Origin of the sequence: Burkholderia sp. Ac-20365, assembly GCF_017104715.1 — a bacterium.
In the GTDB taxonomy this organism is placed as follows: Bacteria; Pseudomonadota; Gammaproteobacteria; order Burkholderiales; family Burkholderiaceae; genus Paraburkholderia.
In genome coordinates this window covers 16,174-39,479 of sequence record NZ_JAAGPI010000022.1, presented here as the reverse complement: position 1 = coordinate 39,479, position 23,306 = coordinate 16,174, and the positions used below count along the sequence as shown (strand labels likewise).

21 protein-coding genes are annotated in these 23,306 nt (G+C 63.1%); 7 read left to right on the top strand and 14 right to left on the bottom strand.

What is annotated here, in order from left to right:
• The first annotated feature begins 62 nt into the window (after positions 1 to 62).
• The 6 genes from G3O01_RS28800 (at position 63) to G3O01_RS28775 (ending at position 5,305) form a co-directional block, all read left to right on the top strand.
• On the top strand, positions 63 to 1,316 hold the full coding sequence (locus tag G3O01_RS28800) for an ATPase, T2SS/T4P/T4SS family (protein WP_205809997.1): 1,254 nt from the start codon (positions 63 to 65) through the stop codon (positions 1,314 to 1,316).
• Positions 1,313 to 2,533, top strand: a complete 1,221-nt coding sequence (locus tag G3O01_RS28795; RefSeq protein ID WP_205809996.1) for a type II secretion system F family protein — start codon at positions 1,313 to 1,315, stop codon at positions 2,531 to 2,533. The genes G3O01_RS28800 and G3O01_RS28795 overlap by 4 nt, the downstream gene beginning before the upstream one ends.
• 106 nt (positions 2,534 to 2,639) lie before the next feature.
• A complete protein-coding gene (locus G3O01_RS28790; RefSeq protein WP_241024350.1) occupies positions 2,640 to 3,494 on the top strand; it encodes an A24 family peptidase in 855 nt (284 codons plus the stop codon).
• A gap of 3 nt (positions 3,495 to 3,497) precedes the next feature.
• Entirely contained in the window at positions 3,498 to 4,100 is a 603-nt protein-coding gene (gene coaE, locus G3O01_RS28785; protein WP_205809994.1) for a dephospho-CoA kinase, read from the top strand.
• 195 nt (positions 4,101 to 4,295) lie between these two features.
• Positions 4,296 to 5,051, top strand: coding sequence for a cell division protein ZapD (gene zapD / locus G3O01_RS28780; RefSeq protein ID WP_205809993.1), 756 nt, complete (start codon positions 4,296 to 4,298; stop codon positions 5,049 to 5,051).
• Positions 5,052 to 5,110: 59 nt separating this feature from the next.
• Entirely contained in the window at positions 5,111 to 5,305 is a 195-nt protein-coding gene (locus G3O01_RS28775; RefSeq protein ID WP_109482045.1) for a DNA gyrase inhibitor YacG, read from the top strand.
• A gap of 67 nt (positions 5,306 to 5,372) precedes the next feature.
• Here the strand turns inward: G3O01_RS28775 and G3O01_RS28770 are convergent, their stop codons facing one another.
• The 4 genes from G3O01_RS28770 to secA all read right to left on the bottom strand — a co-directional run bounded on the left by G3O01_RS28770 (position 5,373) and on the right by secA (position 10,893).
• Positions 5,373 to 5,807 carry an NUDIX domain-containing protein gene (locus G3O01_RS28770; RefSeq protein ID WP_205809992.1) on the bottom strand — a complete coding sequence of 145 codons (435 nt, stop codon included), beginning with the start codon at positions 5,805 to 5,807 and terminating at the stop codon, positions 5,373 to 5,375.
• Positions 5,804 to 6,673, bottom strand: a complete 870-nt coding sequence (locus tag G3O01_RS28765; RefSeq protein WP_205809991.1) for an ATP-binding protein — start codon at positions 6,671 to 6,673, stop codon at positions 5,804 to 5,806. Before G3O01_RS28765 ends, G3O01_RS28770 begins: the two co-directional genes overlap by 4 nt.
• Positions 6,674 to 6,688: 15 nt before the next feature.
• Complete coding sequence (gene argJ / locus G3O01_RS28760) at positions 6,689 to 7,930, bottom strand: bifunctional glutamate N-acetyltransferase/amino-acid acetyltransferase ArgJ (protein ID WP_205809990.1); 1,242 nt, start codon at positions 7,928 to 7,930, stop codon at positions 6,689 to 6,691.
• Between the two features lie 149 nt (positions 7,931 to 8,079).
• Positions 8,080 to 10,893 carry a preprotein translocase subunit SecA gene (gene secA / locus G3O01_RS28755; protein WP_205809989.1) on the bottom strand — a complete coding sequence of 938 codons (2,814 nt, stop codon included), beginning with the start codon at positions 10,891 to 10,893 and terminating at the stop codon, positions 8,080 to 8,082.
• Positions 10,894 to 11,215: 322 nt separating this feature from the next.
• Between secA and G3O01_RS28750 the strand changes: the two genes are divergently transcribed.
• On the top strand, positions 11,216 to 11,719 hold the full coding sequence (locus tag G3O01_RS28750; RefSeq protein WP_205809988.1) for a DUF721 domain-containing protein: 504 nt from the start codon (positions 11,216 to 11,218) through the stop codon (positions 11,717 to 11,719).
• Positions 11,720 to 11,790: 71 nt separating this feature from the next.
• Here the strand turns inward: G3O01_RS28750 and lpxC are convergent, their stop codons facing one another.
• From lpxC to murD, 10 genes are all read right to left on the bottom strand, one after another.
• Positions 11,791 to 12,708, bottom strand: coding sequence for a UDP-3-O-acyl-N-acetylglucosamine deacetylase (gene lpxC, locus G3O01_RS28745; RefSeq protein WP_205809987.1), 918 nt, complete (start codon positions 12,706 to 12,708; stop codon positions 11,791 to 11,793).
• Positions 12,709 to 12,987: 279 nt separating this feature from the next.
• Positions 12,988 to 13,497, bottom strand: a complete 510-nt coding sequence (locus G3O01_RS28740) for a peroxiredoxin (protein ID WP_205809986.1) — start codon at positions 13,495 to 13,497, stop codon at positions 12,988 to 12,990.
• A 237-nt stretch (positions 13,498 to 13,734) separates the two neighbouring features.
• Complete coding sequence (ftsZ, locus tag G3O01_RS28735; RefSeq protein ID WP_205809985.1) at positions 13,735 to 14,928, bottom strand: cell division protein FtsZ; 1,194 nt, start codon at positions 14,926 to 14,928, stop codon at positions 13,735 to 13,737.
• A gap of 123 nt (positions 14,929 to 15,051) precedes the next feature.
• A complete protein-coding gene (ftsA, locus tag G3O01_RS28730; protein WP_028371745.1) occupies positions 15,052 to 16,284 on the bottom strand; it encodes a cell division protein FtsA in 1,233 nt (410 codons plus the stop codon).
• A gap of 27 nt (positions 16,285 to 16,311) precedes the next feature.
• Positions 16,312 to 17,064 carry a cell division protein FtsQ/DivIB gene (locus tag G3O01_RS28725; RefSeq protein WP_205809984.1) on the bottom strand — a complete coding sequence of 251 codons (753 nt, stop codon included), beginning with the start codon at positions 17,062 to 17,064 and terminating at the stop codon, positions 16,312 to 16,314.
• 15 nt (positions 17,065 to 17,079) lie between these two features.
• Positions 17,080 to 18,021 carry a D-alanine--D-alanine ligase gene (locus tag G3O01_RS28720; RefSeq protein ID WP_205809983.1) on the bottom strand — a complete coding sequence of 314 codons (942 nt, stop codon included), beginning with the start codon at positions 18,019 to 18,021 and terminating at the stop codon, positions 17,080 to 17,082.
• A complete protein-coding gene (murC, locus tag G3O01_RS28715; protein ID WP_205809982.1) occupies positions 18,018 to 19,412 on the bottom strand; it encodes a UDP-N-acetylmuramate--L-alanine ligase in 1,395 nt (464 codons plus the stop codon). The genes G3O01_RS28720 and murC overlap by 4 nt, the downstream gene beginning before the upstream one ends.
• Positions 19,409 to 20,527: an undecaprenyldiphospho-muramoylpentapeptide beta-N-acetylglucosaminyltransferase gene (gene murG / locus G3O01_RS28710; RefSeq protein ID WP_205809981.1), complete on the bottom strand. Its 1,119-nt coding sequence runs from the start codon at positions 20,525 to 20,527 to the stop codon at positions 19,409 to 19,411. The genes murC and murG overlap by 4 nt, the downstream gene beginning before the upstream one ends.
• Positions 20,524 to 21,795 (bottom strand): putative lipid II flippase FtsW, encoded by a 1,272-nt coding sequence (gene ftsW / locus G3O01_RS28705; RefSeq protein ID WP_205809980.1) that lies wholly within the window; start codon positions 21,793 to 21,795, stop codon positions 20,524 to 20,526. Before ftsW ends, murG begins: the two co-directional genes overlap by 4 nt.
• The gene (gene murD, locus G3O01_RS28700) at positions 21,792 to 23,306 is read right to left on the bottom strand and encodes a UDP-N-acetylmuramoyl-L-alanine--D-glutamate ligase (RefSeq protein ID WP_205809979.1); all 1,515 of its coding nucleotides are present in this window, start codon (positions 23,304 to 23,306) and stop codon (positions 21,792 to 21,794) included. Before murD ends, ftsW begins: the two co-directional genes overlap by 4 nt.

Genomic DNA, 23,306 nt, shown 5'->3' with positions numbered 1-23,306 from the left:
CCAATCGCGAAACCGGATGATGAAGCCGTCATGTTTTACAGGCGGCTCGCAGCCGGTTTTCGATGCGCACTTCTTCTCACCCCTCTGCGCCCACGCCCAACGCCGGCGCGAACCGGCACACGCTGCAATCCTCCGCGGCCGACGCAGATAGTCCACCCGCCGTCCGCCTGCTTGCCGACACGCTGCAGGAAGCCGCCCGCCTCAACGCATCCGATCTGCACATCGAACCGATGGAGCATGGCTGGCGAATGCGCCTGCGCGTCGACGGCGTGCTGCACGAACTCGCGCGGCCGCCTGCGCATTTGCGCGACGCATTCATCACGCGCGTGAAAGTGCTGGCACGCATGGATATCGCAGAGCGGCGCGTGCCGCAGGACGGCCGCTTGCGCCTGCCTGTCGCGGCGGCCCGCGTCGAAGACTATCGCGTGAATTCGCTGCCCACCTTGTTCGGTGAAAAGCTCGTGCTGCGGAGGCTCGAGGCGCTGCCCGCCAATCTCTCGCTCGATTCACTCGGACTCGCGCCCGAACAGCGCGACATCGTCGACAGGTCGATCCGCGCGCCGCACGGATTGGTACTCGTCACCGGACCGACGGGCAGCGGCAAAACAATGTCGCTGTATTGCTTCCTGCAACTGTTGAATGCCGAGTCACGCAATCTCTGCTCGGTCGAAGATCCCGCTGAAATCCAGCTTGCCGGCATCAACCAGGTAAGCGTGCGCGAAAAGGCTGGGTTGACGTTCGCAGTGGCGTTGCGGGCGTTCCTGCGCCAGGATCCAGACGTCATCATGGTTGGAGAAATCCGCGACGAAGAGACAGCCGACGTCGCCGTCAAGGCCGCCCAAACGGGTCACCTGGTCCTGTCGACGCTCCATACGAACGATGCGCCCGCAGCCATCGCGCGCCTGATCGACATCGGCGTCGAGCCATACAACCTCGCGGCCGCATTGCGACTCGTCACGGCGCAGCGGCTCGTGCGGCGGCTGTGTCCCACATGCCGTCAAACTGCGATCGAAACGCCTGCGTCGCTGCGTGCGGCCGGCGTCTCCGAAGAACAGATCCCACACTGGCGCCCTTACCTCCCGCACGGATGCGACGCGTGTCATGGCATCGGCTTTCGCGGGCGTGTCGGGATCCATCAGGTCATGCCGATTTCGGATGCAATGCGCGAACTCATCGTCGCGCGCGCCGGCACGCATGAGATCGCTCGATGCTCGCAGGTCGAGCGCGTGCAGACCTTGCGAGAAGCCGCATTGGCTCGCGCGTTCGACGGCACGACGAGCCTTGCCGAAGCATTGAGCGCAACGGAGGTCGCATGACAGCGGCCGCCATGCAGGATCTGCGCTTCGAGTGGCGCGCATTCGACGCACACGGCTTGCGTCGGCACGGAACCGTGATCGCCCCCGATCTTCCAACCGCGCGCACGATGCTCAAACAGGACGCGCTATACGCCGTCGAATGGATTGCGCGTGGCGCGGCGCCGAAGCCAAAGGTGCGCACTGTCGATGTGACACTGTTCACGCGCCAGCTGTCGAGTCTGCTGCGCGCCGGCTTGCCGCTTGCGTCATCGCTCGAACTGTTGGCGCAAGCGTCGAAAGAAGAGGCGCGCGCCAAAGGTATGCCACGCATCGTGAATGCGCTCGCGCGCGATATCACGACGGGACTCGGCTTTTCAGCAGCGCTTGCGCGCCACCCGACGCAGTTCGGCGCGCTGTATTGCCAGCTTGTCGAAGTGGGCGAGGCATCGGGTGCGCTGCCTGCCGTGCTAGCTCGCCTCGCCGACGACCGCGAGCGCGCCGCCGCGCAGCGCGCGAAAGTACGTGCCGCGCTCACTTATCCCGTTGCGATCCTGCTGCTCGCGCTCGCGATAACGGCAGCGCTGCTTGTTTGGGTAGTTCCGACGTTCAAGCAGATATTCGACGGCTTCGGCGCCAGGCTGCCTGCGCCGACGCAAATCGTGCTCGCCATGTCAGCTGCGGCTGGACGCTGGAGCGTGCCGCTTGCATCGGCTGCATGCGTGATTGTGTTCGCAATGCGCCGCATATTGCGACGCTCGGAATCGGCTCGCCTGCAGTTCGCCCGCGCGACACTGCGACTGCCCGTCGCCGGCTCGCTGCTGACAACCTTGTGCGCGGCACGCTGGAGCCGCGCGCTCGGTACGTTGCTGTCGGCAGGCACGCCGCTCGCCGATGCGTTCGATTCGCTCACGCACGCAACGGGCAACGCGTGGTTCGATCGCGCGACTGTCGCTATTTCCGCTGAGCTAAAGCGCGGCGTGCGGCTCGCGCCCGCGATGCGCGAAGCGCAATGCTTTCCCGAAGCCATCGTGCAGCCGGTCGCCGTCGCCGAAGAATCGGGCACGCTCGACACGATGCTGCTCGACGTTGCGACGCTGAGCGATCGTCAGGTAGACGAAAAGATCGCGGGACTCGCGAGCCTGTGCGAGCCGCTCGTGATCGTCGTGCTCGGCGGGCTGGTCGGCGGTCTCGTGATCGCGATGTACCTTCCCATCATCCAACTCGGCAACGTGGTGTAGTAGCATCGCAGCCAAATCCCAACAATCGACCATGCCGACCACGCTCACGTCCGTGTCAGAACCTTCCCTCACCGGCCCGCTCGCCCGTTTCACAGAGAGTCTCGGCATGGCGTTCAGCGCTTTGCCAGCCGGCGCGCAAATCGCATTCGTGATTGCGTTCGGCCTCGTGATCGGCAGCTTTCTGAACGTGGTCGTACATCGACTGCCGATTATGCTCGAACGCGCATGGCGCGCCGAAGTGAGCGACGCAACGGGCCACGCGTTCGACGAAGACGGCTTGCCCGAGCGCTACAACCTCTGGCTTCCGCGCAGCGCATGTCCCCATTGCGGCCACGTGCTGCGCGCGTGGGAGAACGTGCCGGTATTCAGCTATCTGGTACTGCGAGGCCGATGCTCGCAATGCAAAGGGCGCGTGAGCTTTCGCTATCCGCTGCTCGAACTGTCGAGCGCAGCGTTGGCGCTCGGCGCGCTCGTCACGTTTGGTGCGACGGGCACGGCGCTCGCTGCATTCGGCCTGTGCGCGACACTGCTCGCGATGAGCGCGATCGATATCGACACGCATCTGTTGCCGGACTCGATGACGCTGCCCTTGCTGTGGGCCGGCCTGATCGTCAACTTCAATATGGTGTTCGCGAACCTGCACGATGCCGTGATCGGCGCGATCGCCGGCTACCTCGCGCTGTGGTGCGTGCATTGGCTGTTCAAGCTCGTGCGCGGCGTCGAAGGCATGGGTTATGGCGACTTCAAGCTACTCGCGGCGCTCGGCGCGTGGCTCGGCTGGGCCGCGCTACCGCAGATCATTCTGATCGCCGCGGTGACGGGCGCCGTCGTCGGTCTCGTTGCGACGTGGATTGGCCGCATGCGCTTCGAAGAGCCGCTGCCTTTCGGTCCGTTTCTCGCGGCAGGCGGTGCCGTGACACTCTTTCTCGGCACGCCGCTCTACGCGGCTTTGGGAGGTTGACGCATGTTTGCTGTTGGATTGACGGGCGGCATAGGCAGCGGCAAGTCCACGGTCGCTGATCTGTTCGCGAAGCGCAGCGTAACGCTCGTCGATACGGACGTGATCGCGCACAGCATCACCGCACCGCAGGGTCTCGCCATGCCGTCCATCGCGACGGAATTCGGCCCGTCCTTCGTCGCCGCTGATGGCTCACTGGATCGAGCGCGTATGCGTGCACTCGTTTTCAGCGACGAGACCGCGCGCAAGCGGCTCGAAGCGATCACGCATCCGTTGATTCGCGCAGAAACCGAACGTCAGCGCGAAGCAGCGAACGGACCATATGTGATCGTCGTCGTGCCCTTGCTCGTCGAGTCGGGCAGCTGGAAAACACGTGTGAATCGCGTGTTGACTGTGGATTGCAGCGTCGAAACGCAGATCGAGCGCGTGATGCGCCGTAATGCGTTCACACGCGAACAGGTGCTCGCGATCATCGCGCGCCAGGCGACCCGCGAAGCACGTCTCGCCGCCGCCGATGACGTCATCGACAATGACAACCGCCCGCTCGAAGCGCTCGACGTTGATGTCGATCAGCTTCATCGCACGTATGTTTCGCTCGCAGGCGCGTAAGCCGTGAGCGATTCTGTTCGATGTCTGTAATGCGGGCGCATGTTGTCGTGAACACCGTATCCACGCAACGAATGCGCGCAATACCGCGCAAAAATTGTCGGAAGCTCGCCAAAAAAGTGTGTGATTGCTAGGGTAGTCTCACGGCATTAGAATGTCCTGCAATTCCGTCACCGACCACGCCCGAGGCGAGCCCGCTTGATTCTTTACGAGTATCCCTTCAATGAGCGAATCCGGACGCTGCTGCGCCTCGAAGATCTCTTCGAGCGCTTCACGTTCTTTCTGACTCAGGAAGATGCCAGGGAACATCACGTCGCGCTGACTACGCTGTTCGAAATCTCCGAGGTCGCGGGCCGCGCAGATCTGAAGTCGGATCTGATGAAAGAACTGGAGCGGCAACGTCAAACGCTCGCTCCGTTTCGCGGCAATCCGGGCATCGAGCAAAATGCGCTCGAAGCTGTCCTCGGTGAAATCGAACAGACGCTCGCCGGGCTGACGCAGATGCAGGGCAAAACTGGCCAGCATCTTGCTGATAACGAATGGCTCGCGAGCATCCGCAGCCGCGCGATCATTCCCGGCGGCACCTGCAAGTTCGATCTTCCGTCGTACTACGCGTGGCAGCAGACCCATCCCGACCAGCGTCGCCAGGACATCGCGAAGTGGATCATGCCGCTTCTGCCGCTGCGCGACGCGGCCTCGATCGTGCTGCGGCTTGCACGCGAATCGGGCCAGGCGTCGAAAGTAATGGCGATGCAGGGCAGCTACCAGCAAATGCTGTCAGGCCGTACGTATCAGCTGATGCAGGTGCGCGTGGCGCCGGAATTGCGGGTGATCCCGGAAGCGAGCGCCAACAAGTACATGCTGTGGGTGCGCTTCACGGTGCAGGACGGCGATCTGCGTCCGCGCGCAGTCGACGTGGACGTGCCGTTCCAGTTGACGCTGTGTAGTCTTTAATCTGACGCAAACAGCCTTATTTGCGTAGTCTCAAAGTTTGCGATTGAACGTCTGATCGAATGGCCACTGTAGTCAAATGCCCTAGCTGCGGAAAGGATGTCCGCTGGACTCCCGAAAACCGCTTCCGCCCTTTCTGTTCCGAGCGCTGCAAGCAGATCGATCTCGGCGCGTGGGCTGCCGAAAAGTACAAGATCGGCGGCACCGACGAGGAACCGCCTTCCGATGACGCACCCGGCGAGCACCGCTCGCACTGACCGGGGTTTTATCACGCGTCACCGTTCATGAAGTGCGGAAGTCGCCACTAGCGACTCCGCCTTCAATTCACTCCGCCGCCAGCCACTCCAGCACGGGAATCGTCGCGGGCAAAAGCGGCGACACATCAGCCGGCAACGTCTGCCAGGCGAACGCCTGACCTTCGCGTCCATGCGGCTCGCCGTCCCACGCCGTCACCTTGCAGAAATAGAGCCGTACGTACGCGTGCGGATAATCGTGCTCGAGCACGTGCCAGCGGTGACTCGCCTGCACGTCGATGCCGAGTTCTTCGTGAAGCTCACGCGCGAGCGCCGCCTCCACCGTTTCGCCCGGCTCCAGCTTGCCGCCCGGAAATTCCCAGTAGCCTTCGTACGGCTTGCCGGCTGGGCGTTGCGCGAGCAGATAGCGACCATCGGGCTGAACGAGGACACCGACAGCCACTTCCGTAACCGGCCGGCCGGCTTCGTTCAACTCGCCCGCATTGCCTTGCGCTGCGTCGCTCATGCTTGCGCCCGCTTGCCGGACCAGTCGCGCGCGAATTGCCACGCCACACGCCCAGAACGCGAACCGCGCTCCAACGCCCAGATCAGCGCATCGCCGCGCGCCGTCTCGACGTCGGCATCGTTGCAACCGAAGTGATGCAGCCAGTGGGCGACGATGGACAGGTAGTCGTCCTGCTTGAACGGATAGAAGCTGACCCACAGGCCGAAACGCTCGGACAGCGAGATCTTTTCTTCGACCACTTCACCCGGATGAATTTCGCCATCGGACGTGTGCTTGTACGTCTCGTTGTCGCTCATGTATTCGGGCAACAGATGTCGGCGGTTCGACGTCGCGTAGATCAGCACGTTGTCCGACTGCGCGGCAACCGAGCCGTCCAGGGCCACCTTCAGCGCCTTGTAGCCCGACTCGCCCTCTTCGAACGAAAGATCGTCGCAGAACACGATGAAGCGCTCCGGACGTGCCGAAATCAGATCGACGATATCGCCGAGATCGTGCAGATCGTCCTTGTCGACTTCGATCAGACGCAGGCCGTCTTGCGAATACGCGTTCAGACACGCCTTGATCAGCGACGACTTGCCCGTGCCGCGCGCGCCCGTCAGCAGCACGTTGTTGGCGGGCTGCTTGCTGACGAACTGCTTCGTGTTCTGCTCGATCAGGTTCTTCTGGCGATCGATGTTCTGCAGATCGTCGAGCGAAATCAGCGAGATGGCGGGCACCGGCTGCAAATAACCGCGCCCCTGGCGCTTGCGCCAGCGAAATGCCACAGCCGCCGACCAGTCGATGTCGGGCGCGGCAGGAGGCAGCATGGCTTCGAGCCGCACCAGCACGGCTTCGGCGCGGGTCAGGAATTGTTCGAGTTTATCCATGTCGATGAGCGGGAATCAGGAACGGTAATCGGCGTTGATGCTCACGTAGTCGTGCGACAGATCGCACGTCCAGATCGTCGCCTGCGCGTCGCCGCGGCCGAGCACGACGCGAATCAGGATTTCCGCCTTCTTCATCACGCGCTGTCCGTCTTCTTCCTTGTAGTCGGGATTGCGTCCGCCGGATTTCGCGACGAGCACGTCGTCGAGATACAGGTCGATCTTGTTGACGTCGAGGTCAGTCACGCCTGCATAGCCGATCGCGGCCAGAATGCGGCCGAGGTTGGGGTCCGATGCGTAGAACGCCGTCTTCACGAGCGGCGAATGGCCGATTGCGTAAGCAATCTGGCGGCATTCGGCCACATTCGCGCCGCCTTCGACCTGCACCGTCATGAACTTCGTCGCGCCTTCGCCGTCGCGCACGATCAGTTGCGAGAGCGTCTGCGCCGTTTCCGTCACGGCGTCGCGTAGCGCGGCATAGGCGGGCGAATCCGTCGACGTGATCGCGGGCAGGCTCGACTTGCCCGAGGCGATCAGGATGAACGAGTCGTTGGTCGACGTATCGCCATCGATCGTGACGCAGTTGAACGAGCGGTCGGCCACATCCTTGACCAGCTGGTCGAGCACGGGCTGCGCGACGTTGGCATCGAAAGCGAGGAAGCCGAGCATCGTCGCCATGTTCGGCTTGATCATGCCCGCGCCCTTGCTGATGCCCGTCATCGTGATCGTGTGGCCGTCGATCTTCACCTGGCGCGACACGGCCTTCGGCAAAGTATCGGTGGTCATGATGGCCTGTGCGGCGTCATACCAGTGCGCGGCCTGGCGATTCGCCAGCGCAGCGGGCAAGCCGGCCTTCAGACGGTCGACAGGCAGCGGCTCCAGAATCACGCCCGTCGAGAACGGCAGCACCTGCTGAGGCTCGATACCCGCGAGGCGCGCCAGTTCGTCGCACGTTTCGCGCGCCGCCACCATGCCCGGCTCGCCCGTGCCCGCGTTCGCGTTGCCCGTATTCACGACCAGCGCACGAATGCGCTTGCCGCCCTTGCGTACGTGTTCGAGATGCTCGCGGCACACCGTCACCGGCGCCGCGCAAAAACGGTTCAGCGTGAACACGCCCGCGACCGTCGCGCCTTCGTCGACGGAAATGACCAGCACGTCCTTGCGGTTCGGCTTGCGGATATTCGCCTCGGCCCAGCCTAGCGTGACGCCGGCGACGGGATGGAGTTGAGCGGGATCGATCGAGGGGAAATTGACAGCCATGTTTGCGACCTGTCGAGACTGAAATGCCGGCGTGCGCCGGCATTGGGGATCAAAAGTGATGGCGCCGGATGGACCCGCGCCACCGCGAAATCACCAGCAATGCACGCTTCAAACGACGCGGCGCGCATACTGCGCGCCGCCTTCATGTGTCACGCGATCTTGCCGTGGCACTGCTTGTACTTCTTGCCGCTGCCGCACGGGCAGGGGTCGTTGCGACCGACCTTCGGCACGTTATCACCGGACAGCGGCGCGGCTGCGCCCTGGCCGTGCGTCATCGCGTCGCCGATCATGGCGGCGGCTGCGTTCGCTGCGACGGGCGCCGCTGCGACTGCCGCCCCGGCTTCGGCGTAATCCGCGTGACGGAACTCGACGTTGTCCACCAGATGGCTACCCTGCTCTTCCATCTGCTCGGCGGCCAGCTCCAGCTGCTCCGGCGACTGGATCTGCACGTTCATCACGATGCGCGTGACTTCCAGCTTCACCGCGTCGAGCATTGCGGCAAACAGTTCGAATGCTTCGCGCTTGTATTCCTGCTTCGGGTTCTTCTGCGCATAGCCGCGCAGATGGATGCCCTGCCGCAGGTGATCGAGCGCGGCGAGGTGTTCGCGCCAGCTACGGTCCAGCGTCTGCAACATGACCGAGCGCTCGAACGCGCTGAACGATTCGCGGCCCACCTGTTCGACCTTCGCCTCGTAGGCTTCGTCGGCGGCGGCGATCACGGCTTCGAGAATCTGGTCCGCGTCGATCTGCTGCGATTCGTTGATCATTTCCTGAATGGCGAGATCGAGCTGCCAGTCGTTGCGCAGCACTTCTTCCAGTTCAGGCACATCCCACTGCTCTTCGATACTGCCCGCCGGCACGAACTGGCGGACGATATCCGTGATCACGCCATGACGCATCGCACCGATGGTTTCGGTGATGTCGTGCGCTTCGAGCAGTTCATTGCGCTGCTGATAGATCACCTTGCGCTGATCGTTCGACACGTCGTCGTATTCGAGCAGCTGCTTGCGGATATCGAAGTTGCGCGCTTCAACCTTGCGCTGCGCCGATTCGATCGAACGCGTGACGATGCCCGCTTCGATCGCCTCGCCTTCCGGCATCTTCAGCCGGTCCATGATGGCGCGCACGCGGTCGCCCGCGAAAATGCGCAGTAGCGGATCTTCCAGCGACAGATAGAAACGCGACGAGCCCGGATCGCCCTGACGGCCCGCACGGCCGCGCAGCTGATTGTCGATACGGCGCGATTCGTGACGCTCGGTGCCGATGATGTGCAGCCCGCCTGCGGCCTTCACCTGATCGTGCAGCGTTTGCCATTCGTCGTGCAGCTTCTGGATGCGCGGGCCCTTTTCGTCTTCTGGGATCGACAGATCGGCTTCGATGAATGCGGCTTGCTTTTCAGCATTACCGCCGAGCACGATGTCGGTACCGCGGCCGGCCATGTTGGTCGCGATCGTAACGCGCTGCGGACGGCCCGCTTCCGCGACGATGGCCGCTTCACGCGCGTGCTGCTTCGCGTTCAGCACTTCGTGCGGCAAGCCGGCCTTGTTCAGCAGTTGCGACAACACCTCGGAATTTTCGATCGAGGTCGTGCCGACCAGCACCGGCTGACCGCGGTCATAGCACTCGCGGATATCGCGAATGACCGCGTTATACCGCTCCAGCGCGGTCTTGTAGATCTGATCCTGCTTGTCGATCCGCTTCGGTGGGCGGTTGGTCGGGATCACGACCGTTTCAAGCCCGTAAATCTCGTTGAATTCGTACGCTTCCGTGTCCGCCGTACCCGTCATGCCGGACAGCTTCGCGTACATGCGGAAATAGTTCTGGAACGTGATCGATGCGAGCGTCTGGTTCTCGCTCTGGATCTTCACGTGTTCCTTCGCTTCAACGGCCTGATGCAGACCGTCGGACCAGCGGCGGCCAGCCATCAGACGGCCCGTGAATTCGTCGACGATCACGACTTCGCCGTTCTGCACCACGTAATGCTGGTCTTTGTAGAACAGCGTGTGCGCGCGCAGCGCGGCGTACACGTGGTGCATCAGCGTGATGTTCTGCGGCGCGTACAGGCTTTCACCCTCGCCGATCAGGCCCCACTCGGCGAGCAGGCGCTCAGCCTTTTCGTGGCCCGATTCCGTCAGGAACACCTGGCGCGCTTTTTCGTCCAGCGTGTAGTCGCCCGGCTTTTCGACGCCCGTGCCGTCCGCCTTCTCTTCGCCGATCTGGCGCTCGAGCAGCGGCGGCAGCGCGTTCATGCGCACGTAGAGTTCGGTGTGATCTTCGGCCTGGCCGGAGATGATGAGCGGCGTACGCGCTTCGTCGATCAGGATCGAGTCAACTTCGTCGACCACCGCGAAGTTCAGCGCCCGCTGCACGCGCGCGTCGGTCTCGTAGACCATGTTGTCGCGCAGGTAGTCGAAGCCGAATTCGTTGTTCGTGCCGTACGTGATGTCCGCGGCATACGCTTCCTGCTTCATGCCGTGATCCATCTGCGACAGATTGATCCCGACGGAAAGACCGAGGAAGTTGTAGAGGCGCGCCATCCATTCGGCGTCGCGCTGGGCCAGGTAGTCGTTCACGGTGACGACGTGCACGCCGCGGCCCGAGAGCGCGTTCAGGTACACGGGCAGCGTGGCGACGAGCGTCTTGCCTTCGCCGGTACGCATTTCCGCGATCTTGCCGTAGTGCAGGACCATGCCGCCGATCAGCTGCACGTCGAAGTGCCGCATTTTCAGCACGCGCTTGCTCGCCTCGCGACAGACCGCGAACGCCTCGGGCAGCAGCTTGTCGAGCGACTCGCCGCTGCTCACGCGTTGCCGGAACTCCACGGTTTTCGCGCGCAGTTGATCATCCGTCAATTGCTCGATCTGCGGTTCGAGCGCATTGATCGCCGCGACGGTCTTTTGATATTGCTTGACGAGCCGCTGGTTGCGGCTGCCAAAAATCTTTTGTAGAAAACCGGTGGTCATCGGATCGTGGTTGCGTCTCGGCTTCGGCGGGGTTGCAAGGGCGGTTTTTACACCGGGGTTTTACACCAGTTCACCTTGTTGCAACCGGTTGTCGGAGGGGCCTCGGCGGCTTAGGTCCAAGAGTAAATTCGAATCACGGATTTTAGCACGCGCCCCCGCGTACGCCTGTGTCAGCGGCGAGACGGTTGGCCATCCGGCCAAGGCGCAAGCGCCTCGGGCAATGCCGTGCGTCGTGCCGCTAACGGACGTTGCGCGCCGGCGCCGCACGGTACAATCGTGGCATCGAGCGCGCGCGGGGCGCGGGCTGCTAACAAAGTCCCAGATGAGCCGTTTCTCACCGTTTTCAAGGCAGTCGCTGAAGCCCGGCCCCAAGCTGGGCTCGAAGTCGTTCGGCGTGCGCCGGCCGCAGGCCGTCGCCGAAGTGCTGAACCGCACCGATGCCTTCGCCGCGCTGCGCGCCGGCGTCGAGCAGGTTGCCGCGCTCGAACGCGATCTCACCGAATTGCTCCCCGATTATCTGGCGACGAGCGTCGAGCCCGGCTTCATCAAGGACGGCGTGCTCGCGCTGTTTGCTGCCCACAATGCGCTTGCCGCGCGGTTGCGGCATCTCGAGCCGCGTCTGCTGTCGGATTTACAGCAGCGAGGCTGGCCCGTTAATTCGCTGAGAATCCGCGTGCGCCCGCAGGCGGTCAAAGAGCCGCCGCGCGCCAAGCAGGCGCGGATGTCACGCGTGGGTGCCGACGCGCTGCACGATCTGAGCGAGTCGCTGGCACCGTCTCCGTTGCAGGAAGCGCTTGCGCGCATGGCGGCTCGCCACCGGAAGTGAATTCGTCAACAGCGTGCTGAAATGAAAAAAGCGGCCCGTTCAGGCCGCTTTTTCTTTTACCGCTCAGCGCTTCAGGCAAACGCCGTTTGCGTGTCGTACGCGAAACCGCGCGGCGCCTTCTGCGGATCGTCAAACGTGACGATCTCGTACGAATCTTCGTGTGCCAGCAATTCGCGCAGCAGCGCGTTATTCAGGCCGTGCCCCGACTTGTACGCGTCATACGACGCGAGCAGCGGGTGGCCGACCACGTACAGATCGCCGATTGCGTCCAGCATCTTGTGCTTCACGAACTCGTCGTCGTAACGCAGGCCGTCATTGTTCAGGATGCGGTACTCGTCGAGCACGATCGCGTTGTCCATGCTGCCGCCGCGCGCCAGACCGAGCTCGCGCATCATTTCGACTTCATGCGCAAAGCCGAACGTACGCGCCCGCGCGATTTCACGCACATACGACGTGTTCGCGAAGTCCACTTCCAGCGACTGACCGGTTTTATCGACAGCCGGATGGCGGAAATCGATCGTGAACTTCAGCTTGAAGCCGAAATACGGGTCGAGACGCGCGAATTTATCGCCGTCGCGGATTTCGACCGGCTTGGTCACCTTGATGAACTTCTTCGCCGCGTTCTGTTCTTCAATGCCCGCCGACTGGATCAGGAACACGAAGGACGCTGCGCTGCCGTCCATGATGGGAATTTCTTCGGCGGTTACGTCGACGTACAGATTGTCGATCCCGAGGCCCGCGCACGCGGACATCAGGTGTTCGATCGTCGACACGCGCGCGCCGTCTTTCTGCAACACCGATGCGAGGCGCGTATCGCCGATCGACATCGCCGACGCGGGAATGTCCACCGGCGTGGGCAAATCCACGCGCGAGAACACAATGCCCGTGTCCGGCGCCGCCGGGCGGAGCGTCAGTTCGACCTTGCGTCCGGAGTGGACGCCAATGCCGACCGTCTTGACGATCTGTTTGATAGTGCGCTGCTTCAACATGGTGGTCTTCTATTCGATTGAAAATCCCAATCAGGATTTTTTAATTCATAGCACGAATTATACTCCAATCGTTTCCGGAGCGTCGTTGCGCTGGCGTTTCAATCTGTTTCTCTACGTTACCTGATCGGGAAGCGTGACGGGCCGATGCCCGGAACGGAGGCGTTTCCGGTCATCGGCCCGCGTTACGGCCTGTCACAACGGCGTCATGAAAGCGTTGCCGCAGCGCAACAACCAACGTTTGCGGTCGGTTTGCAGCTGCGACGAAGCCTCACGGCCGCGTCATGTCTGGCTCAACGTCGCGAGAATACTGGCCGCATCGCTGACTTCGAACTTGCCGGGTGCTTCGACGTGCAGCGTCTTGACCACGCCGTCGTCGATCACCATTGCGTAGCGCTGGGAACGGATTCCCATGCCGCGCGCCGACAGATCCTGCTCCAGACCGAGCGCTTTGGTGAAAGCCGCGCTGCCGTCCGCCATCATGCGCACCTTGCCCGAGGTGCGCTGATCGCGTGCCCACGCGCCCATCACGAACGCGTCGTTGACGGAGACGCACCAGATCTCGTCGATACCGGCAGCGCGCAACTTCTCTGCCTGCTCGACGTAACCCGGCACGTGCTTCGCCGAACAGGTGGGCGTGAACGCGCCCGGCAATCCGAAGATCACCACGCGCTTGCCCGCCGTCTGCTCGCGCACGTCGAAGCTGTTCGGCCCGATCGTGCAGCCCTCGCGTTCGTCTTCGATCAACTCGTAAACGGTCGCCTGGGGAAGCTTTTCACCTACCTGAATCATGCTCGTTCCTTCGCATCGATGCGGAGCATCGCTCGCACGGTCTCGTGCCGCAGTGGAGATTTCATCTGGCGACAGTGGCCCAAACCGCTTCGTCTTCACGAAGAGGGCACCTGTCCATGCCGCGCGCGCAACCCAACGCGGCCTGTTCGCCATTCCACCCGCCACGCTCGTGCAGTTCTGCCGCGCGTAATCCAACAGAAAAGATTACGCCGCAGAAAGCCCGCTCCTGCGTGAGCCTCAGTCTGCCTGCTTGCGCAGGAAGGCCGGGATGTCGTACGTATCGACGCCCTTTTCCTGCAGCGCCTGCACGTGCGAAGCAGCCGTATCACGCGACGTACGCCACACTGCCGGCGTGTCGAGCGAACCGTAGTCCGCCGTCGTTGCGTGTTGCGGTGCGTACGCATGTTGCATCGCGCCGATCGGCTGGTTGTCCGTGCCCGTGCGCAGCAGCGTCATCGGTGCCGATTGCTGCTTCTTCGCAGCACGGCCCAGACCCGTTGCCACCACCGTCACGCGCAGCGCATCGCCCATCGCGTCGTCGTACACCGCGCCGAAAATCACGGTCGCGTCATCAGCAGCATAGCTCTTGATCGTGTTCATGACTTCGCGCGTTTCGGACAAACGCAGCGAACGGCTCGACGTGATGTTGACCAGCACGCCACGCGCGCCCGACAGATCGACGCCTTCCAGCAGCGGGCTGGCCACAGCCTGCTCTGCCGCGAGACGCGCGCGATCGACGCCGGCCACCGTCGCCGTGCCCATCATTGCCTTGCCCTGCTCGCCCATCACCGTCTTCACGTCTTCGAAGTCGACGTTCACCAGACCGTCGACGTTGATGATTTCAGCGATACCGGCAACTGCGTTGTTGAGCACATCGTCAGCGCACTGGAAGCACTTGTCCATTTCGGCGTCATCGCCCATCACGTCGAACAGCTTGTCGTTCAGAACGACGATCAGCGAGTCGACGTGATCCTCCAGCTGCTGCGAACCTGCTTCAGCGACGCGCATGCGCTTGCCGCCTTCGAACTCGAACGGCTTGCTGACGACACCCACCGTCAGAATGCCCATTTCCTTGGCGATCTGCGCGACCACGGGTGCTGCGCCCGTGCCCGTGCCGCCGCCCATGCCTGCCGTGATGAACACCATGTGCGCGCCACGCAGTGCGTCCGCGATGCGCTCACGTGCTTCTTCTGCTGCCGAGCGGCCCATTTCCGGCTTCGCGCCAGCGCCCAGCCCCGTATTGCCCAACTGGATGACGTTCGGCGCGCGCGAGCGCGACAGCGCCTGTGCGTCCGTGTTCATCACGATGAAGTCGACGCCTTGCACGCCGCGATTGATCATGTGCGTAACTGCATTGCCGCCCGCACCACCGACGCCCACCACCTTGATGATGGTGCCGTTGGTTTCCGTTTCCAGCATCTGGAATTCCATGTTGCCTCCGTCAAGAAAAAAAGAACCACTTCCTCGGCCGTTATTCGGCAGGAGATCGGGCAACCTCCTGTCGCGCGCCAGCCGCCGGCACCAGCGCGAATTTCCTTTTACTTCGAATTCTTCTTAGAAATTGCCGAGGAACCAGTCCTTCATCCTCGTGAACACCTGACCCATCGATCCCGACTGCACCGCGACCTTGCGACCGCGCATGCGCTGCGAGCGGCCTTCGACGAGCAGACCCATCGCCGTCGAATAACGCGGATTGCGCACCACGTCTGCGAGACCGCCTGCGTATTCCGGCACGCCAATGCGCACCGGCTTCAGGAAAATGTCTTCACCCAGCTCGACCATGCCCGGCATCATCGACGCGCCGCCTGTCAGCACGACGCCCGAGCTCAGCAGTTCTTCGTAACCCGACTCGCGCACGACCTGCTGCACGAGCGAAAACAGTTCTTCGACGCGCGGCTCGACCACGGCCGCGAGCGCCTGGCGCGACAGCGTGCGCGGACCGCGCTCGCCCAGACCCGGCACTTCGATCATCTCGTCCGGATCGGCGAGCGCCTGCTTCGCGATGCCGTAGCTGACCTTGATGTCTTCGGCATCCGGCGTCGGCGTGCGCAAAGCCATCGCGATATCGCTCGTGATCTGGTCGCCAGCAATAGGAATCACCGCTGTATGACGGATTGCGCCTTCGCTGAAGATCGCGATATCCGTCGTGCCGCCGCCGATATCGACCAGCACCACGCCCAGTTCTTTCTCGTCTTCCGTCAGCACTGCGAGCGACGACGCCAGCGGCTGCAGGATCAGATCGTTCACTTCGAGGCCGCAGCGGCGCACGCACTTGACGATGTTCTGCGCCGCGCTGACCGCGCCCGTCACGATGTGCACCTTCACTTCCAGACGGATGCCGCTCATGCCGATCGGCTCGCGCACATCTTCCTGGCCGTCGATGATGAATTCCTGCGTCAGGATGTGCAGCACCTGCTGATCGGTCGGAATGTTGATCGCCTTGGCCGTTTCGATCACGCGCGCAACGTCCGTCTGCGTGACTTCCTTTTCCTTGATCGCGACCATCCCGCTCGAATTGAAGCTGCGGATATGGCTGCCCGCGATCCCGGTGAACACGTTCGTGATTTTGCAGTCGGCCATCAGCTCGGCTTCTTCGAGCGCGCGTTGAATGGACTGCACCGTGGCCTCGATGTTCACCACGACGCCTTTCTTGAGCCCCTTCGATTCGCTCTGGCCGAGTCCGATCACCTCGTAATGACCTTCGCCCTTCAACTCGGCGACGATCGCGACCACTTTCGCCGTGCCGATGTCGAGGGCTACCAGCAGATCTTTATAGTCTTTACTCATAGCGTGCTCATTGCGTGTGATGTCCTGTTACTTCTTACCCTTGTCGGGTTCCGTAATGAAGCGCATGCCTGCCGCACGAATGGCGAAACCGTTCGGATAGCGCAAGTCCGCATATTCGATGTCCTTCCCCCAACGTTGCGTCACCGCGCCCCATGCCGCGGTCAGCCGCTTGCAACGGTCGGCGAGCGTGTCCTGATTGCGCTCGCGTCCCAGTTCGACCTGCATGCCGTTCGACAGCTTCACCGTCCACGCAAAGCGCGGTGACAGCGTCACTTCATCCGGCGTCGCGCCAACCGGCGCGAACCACTTCCTGAAGTCCTGATAACGCGCGACGACTTCTTTCGCCGACCCTTCCGGGCCATCGAACGCGGGCAGCTCTTCTTCGAGCTCGCCCTGGTTCGCGGTGAACACTTCTCCGTCAGTGCTCACGAGTTGATCGGTGCCCCATGTGCCAAGCGGCTTGTATTCTTCGAGCGTAATTGCCAGCGCATTCGGCCACACGCGGCGCACGCTCGCGTGACGCACCCACGGCATCTGCTCGAACGCGGTACGCGCCGTGTCGAGATCGACGGTGAAGAAGTTGCCCTTCAACTTGCCGACCACGCCCGCGCGCACTGTCGGCGAGTTGATGTGTTCCGTGTCGCCGTCGATGCGGATCTCGCGCAGCGCAAAGTTCGGGCGCTGGATCAGCCAGTAACCGCCTGCCGCCAGCAGCACGAGCAGCAACAACGCGTGCAACGCGTTGGCGGCGAGATTGAGCTGGCGAACGTTGTTCCACATGTCCGGGCGAGTTCCTTAATCCTTCAGCGTCAGTGCCAGCACCTTCACCACCAGCTCCTGATAGCTGATGCCGACAGCGCGCGCAGCCTTCGGCGGCAGCGAGTGATCCGTCATGCCGGGTGCCGTGTTCACTTCCAGGAAATACGGGTTGCCTTCGCCGTCGAGCATGAAATCGGCGCGGCCCCAGTCGGTGCAGCCGAGCACGTCGAACGCCTGACGCGCGATCTTCTTCAGACGCGCTTCTTCGTCAGCCGCGATGCCGCACGGAATCAGGTACTGCGTGTCGTTGGCGATGTACTTCGCGTGATAGTCGTAGAACTCGCCGGCGGGCACGATGCGAATGATGGGCAGATCGAGATCGCCAGCGATGCACGCCGTGTACTCGCCACCACCTTCGATGCTCTTCTCCACCACGACGATCTTGTCGAACTTCACCGCTTCTTCGAGCGCGGGCACGAGTGCGTCAGCGGTCTTCACCTTGATGACGGCAACGCTCGAACCTTCGCTCGCCGGCTTCACGAAGAGCGGCAAGCCGAGCTTCGCGACGATGTCTTTCGCGCGCGCGGTGTAGTCGTCGCCGCGCAGCACGGCTTCGAACGGCGGCGTCGGCACGCCGAGCTGTTGCCACACGAGCTTCGTGCGGAACTTGTCGAGACCGAGCGCCGAGCCGAGCACGCCGCTGCCCGTGTAACGGATACCGTAGAAATCGAGCGCGCCCTGAATCTGGCCGTTTTCGCCGTAGCCGCCGTGCAACGCGTTGAACGCGCGCACAAAGCCTTCGTCCTTCAATGCCGCGAGCGGACGCTCGGACGGATCGAACGGATGCGCGTCGACGCCCGCATCGCGCAGACCTTGCAGCACGAGACGGCCGGAGTTCAACGACACTTCGCGCTCGGCGGACACGCCACCGAGCAGCACTGCTACCTTGCCGAAAGATTTAGGATCGATACCGCTCATTTCACACCTTCGTTTCCTGCAAGCCGACCCGGCACGCTGCCGATCGAACCTGCGCCCATCGTGATCACCACATCGCCGTCGCGCACGATCGAACTGAGCGCGTCCGGCACTTCATCCACTGTTTCGACAAAAACCGGCTCGACCTTGCCCGCCACGCGAATCGCACGGGTGAGCGCACGGCCATCCGCTGCGACGATGGGCGCTTCGCCTGCTGAGTAGACTTCCGTCAGCACGAGCGCATCGACCGTCGACAGCACCTTCACGAAATCTTCGAAGCAATCGCGCGTGCGCGTGAAACGGTGCGGCTGGAATGCGAGCACGAGACGCTTGTCGGGGAATGCACCGCGCGCCGCCGCGACCGTCGCTGCCATTTCGACCGGGTGATGACCGTAGTCGTCGACGAGCGTGTAGGCGCCGCCGCTTGCCACGCTCACTTCGCCGTAGCGCTGGAAGCGTCGGCCGACGCCGTTGAAATCCGCGAGTGCTCGCTGGATATCGGCATCTTTCACCTCAAGTTCAGTCGCAATTGCAATTGCGGCCAGCGCGTTCTGCACATTGTGCAAACCAGGCAGGTTCAAAACGATGTCGATCGGCGCTGCGTCTTCGCGCATTGCCGTGAAATGCATCTTGCCTTCGCGGGCTTCGACGTTGACTGCGCGCACTTGCGCATCAGGCGCGAGACCGTAACGGATGATCGGCTTCGACACGAACGGCAGGATCTCCTTCACGTTCGGATCGTCGACGCACAGCACCGCAATCCCATAGAACGGCAGACGATGCGTAAATTCAATGAACGCCTGCTTGAGCCGCGCGAAATCGTGGCCGTAGGTATCCATGTGATCGGCGTCGATGTTCGTGATGACTTCGATCACCGGGAACAGGTTCAGAAATGACGCGTCCGATTCGTCCGCTTCGGCGACGATGAAATCGCCCGTGCCGAGACGCGCATTCGCGCCCGCGCTGATCAGGCGGCCGCCGATCACGAAGGTCGGATCGAGACCGCCCGCCGCGAGCACGCTCGCGACCAGCGACGTCGTGGTCGTCTTGCCGTGCGTGCCGGCAATCGCGATGCCCTGCTTCAGGCGCATCAGTTCCGCAAGCATCACGGCGCGCGGCACGATCGGAATACGGCGATGACGTGCTGCGAGCACTTCGGGGTTGTCGCTGCGCACAGCCGTCGATACGACGACAGCATTCGCGCCTTCGATATTCTCCGCGTCGTGACCGATCGCAATACGCGCGCCGAGCGCTGCAAGACGCTCCGTCACGGCATTGCGCGACAGATCCGAACCGCTCACCTGATAGCCGAGATTGACGAGCACTTCGGCGATGCCGCTCATGCCCGCGCCGCCGATCCCGACAAAGTGAATGTGTTTGACGATGTGTTTCATTGCTGCTTTCCTTCCGGGCTCAGGCTCGGTGTCACGCCGGCCACTGCGGCGCAGATCTGCGCGACCTGCTCGGCGGCATCGGGTTTCGCGAGCGAGCGCGAACGCTCCGCCATCTCCGCGAGCGTCGCCCGCGTCTGGCTGCGCAACCAGTCGGCGAGCGTTTCCGCCGACAGATCGCGCTGTTGTACGAGCAGCGCTGCGCCGTTGTCGGCGAGAAACGCTGCGTTGGTTGTCTGGTGATCGTCGACGGCGTACGGGAACGGCACGAAGAATGCCGCCACGCCCACCGCCGCGATCTCGGCGACCGTCATCGCGCCCGAACGGCAGATCACCAGATCCGCGTTCGCATAGGCGCTCGTCATGTCGTCGATGAACGGCACGAGTTGCACGTCGTCGTTCGCCGCGATACCGGCTGCTTCATAGTTCGCGCGCAATGCGTCGATATGTTTCGCGCCCGCCTGATGCACGATGCGCGGCCGCTCCTGCGGCGCGAGCTTCGCCAGTGCGCGCGGCACCACTTCGTTCAATGCAGACGCGCCGAGACTGCCGCCCACGACCAGCACATTCAGCGGACCACTACGCGCCGCGTAGCGTGCTTTGGGTGCTGGCGTGCGCGCAAGTTCCTCACGAATCGGATTGCCCGTCCATTCAGCGTGCGCAAGCGCGTTCGGAAACGCGACGAGCACACGCTTGGCAAGCTTCGCGAGCACCTTGTTCGCGAGACCCGCGATCGAATTCTGTTCGTGCAGCACGAGCGGCGTGCCGCTCAATGCCGTCATCACGCCCGCCGGGAACGTGATGTAGCCGCCCATGCCGAGCACCACATCGGGCTTCACCCGACGCAGCACCGACAGGCTCTGCATGCACGCGCGCAGCAGATTCACGGGCAGCATCAGCTTGGTCTTCATGCCCTTGCCGCGCAGCCCGCCGAACTGCACGTACTCCATCGGAATGCCGTGTTTCGGGACGAGCGTCGCTTCCATGCCGGCCGGATTGCCGAGCCACACGACGCGCCAGCCCCACGCCTGCATCAGGTGCGCAACAGCGAGGCCCGGGAACACGTGTCCGCCGGTCCCGCCTGCCATCACCATCAGCGTGCGTTGTTGCATCGTCATACCTTGCCCCCGCGCATGAGGACACGGTTTTCGTAATCGACCCGCATCAGCACCGCCACAGCGACGCAGTTCAGCAAAATGCCCGAGCCGCCGTAACTGACGAGCGGCAACGTGAGACCTTTGGTCGGCAGCAGGCCGAGGTTCACGCCCATGTTGATGAAGGTCTGCGCGCCGAACCAGATGCCGACGCCCTTCGCCACCAGACCCGCAAACGTGCGGTCGAGCGCGAGCGCCTGACGGCCGATCTCGAACGAGCGGCGCACGATCCAGTAGAACATCAGGATCACGACGAGCACGCCGACAAACCCGAGTTCTTCGCCGATCACGGCGAGGATGAAGTCTGTGTGCGCTTCGGGCAGATAGTTGAGCTTCTCGACGCTGCCACCCAGGCCGACACCAAACCATTCGCCGCGGCCGAACGCGATCAGCGAGTGCGTCAATTGATAAGCCTTGCCCTGTGCATAACGATCGTCCCACGGATCGAGGTACGCGAAGATCCGCTCGCGGCGCCACGGCGACGCCCACACGAGCAACGTAAATGTACCGACGGCCGTCGCCACCAATCCACCGAAAATCTTCCCGTTCACGCCGCCGAGGAACAGCACGCCCATCGCGATCGCGGCGATCACCATGAATGCGCCCATATCAGGCTCAAGCAGCAGCAGCATGCCGACCACGCCAACGGCGAAGCCCATCGGCAGAAAGCCCTTGGCGAAGCTGTGCATGTATTCCTGCTTGCGCACCGTGTAGTTCGCCGCATAGATCGTCACGGCGAGCTTCATGATTTCCGACGGCTGCATGTTCGTGATGCCGAGCGGAATCCAGCGGCGCGCACCGTTCACGCCCTTGCCGACGTGCGGAATCAGCACGATCACGAGCGCGACGAGCGCGATCAAGAACAGCTTCGGCGCGTACTTGTCCCACGTCGAAATGGGGATGCGGAACGCGATCACGCCCGCCACCGATCCCATCACGACAAAGATGACCTGGCGCACGAGAAACGCGTAGTCGCGATACGACGCGTACTTCGGCGAATCCGGCATCGCGATCGACGCCGAATACACCATCACGACGCCAAGACCCAGCAGCGCGACGACGACCCACAGCAGCGAGTGATCGTAGTCGAGCATGCGCGAGCGCAGCGGACGCACGCCGTTGACGGCGCTCGACAGTCCGCCCGAACGCGGCGTGCGCTCAGCCGTCGCAGCACCGCCCGCGGAGCCGCGCTGTTTGCCGAGTTGTGACCCGAAGCGTTCCGTCCAGCTCATATCATCGTCCCCCGTTCGGCAGCGATGTCTTCGACCGCGCTCTTGAACACGGCAGCACGATGCGCGTAACCCTTGAACATGTCGAAGCTGGCACACGCAGGTGACAGCAACACGGCATCGCCCGGTTGCGCGACGGCGCTGGCTGCGCGCGTGGCTTCTTCGAGCGTCGCGTGATCGGTCATCGCGATGCCTGTGTGTGCGAGTGCGGCGCGAATCTGCGGCGCGTCGCGGCCGATCAGCATCACGGCGCGGCACCAACGCATCACCGGCTCCGCGAGCGGATCGAATTCCTGGCCCTTGCCATCGCCGCCCGCAATCAGCACGACGCGTTGCGCGAGGCCGTCGAGCGCCGCAACCGTTGCGCCGACATTCGTGCCCTTGCTGTCGTCGACATAATCGACACCATCGATCGACGCGATCAATTCAACGCGATGCGGTTCGCCGCGATATTCGCGCAGGCCGTGCAGCAGCGGCGCGCCCGGCAAGCCAATGGCGCGCGCAAGTGCGAATGCAGCGAGCGCGTTCGTCGCGTTGTGCAAGCCACGGATGCGCAAAGCGTCGGCGGGCATCAGGCGCTTGAGGCCGATGTCCGGCGGCGTCGTGGATTCTGTTTTGCGACGACGCGTCGGCACGGGTTCGTCGCTCGCGTCGCGGTCGTGCGCGTCGACAAGCCAGACCATGCCGTTATCGCGCAGCAGACCGAGGTCGCCATCGCGCGTCGGCTCACCGACACCGAACGTCACCAGTTGCGCGCCGCTCTGCTCTGAAGGCTTGAGCATCATCACACGCGCATCGTCGCGATTCAGCACGCGCACCGTGTTCTTGCCGAAAATCTTGCCCTTCGCGGCCGCGTATGCATCGAGGCCGCCGTGCCAGTCGAGGTGATCCTGCGTGATGTTCAGGATCACGGCAGCATCCGGCTCGAACGTGTGCGCGGTTTCCAGCTGGAAGCTCGACAGTTCGAGCACCCACACGTCGGGCAATGCGGTGTTGTCGATGGCTTCCGTGAGCTTGTCGAGCGCGGCGGGGCTGATGTTGCCCGCGACCGCGACCTTCTTGCCCGCGCGTTCGCACAGCAAACCCGTCAGGCTCGTCGTAGTCGTCTTGCCGTTCGTGCCCGTGATCGCGATCACCTTCGGCGCGTAGCCGCTTTCGCCGAGCGTGCGCAATGCCTGCGCGAAGAATTCGAGTTCGCCCCACACGGGGATATCGCGTTCGCGCGCGGCGGCGATCAACGGCACGAGATCCGCTGCGAGCGGCGAAAGGCCCGGGCTGATCGCCACCAGTTCGACGCCTTCGAGCAGCACCTCGGAGAACGGTCCGCCAACGAAGTCGCCGTCGATGCCATGCGCTTCGAGCGCCGACAGGTTCGGCGGCACTTCGCGCGTGTCGGCGATACGCAGGCGGCAACCATGCCGCGCGCACCAGCGCGCCATCGCGAGGCCCGATTCACCGAGCCCCAGCACGAGCACCATCGGCTTTTGCCGATCCCGAAACTTCTCGCCAAACAT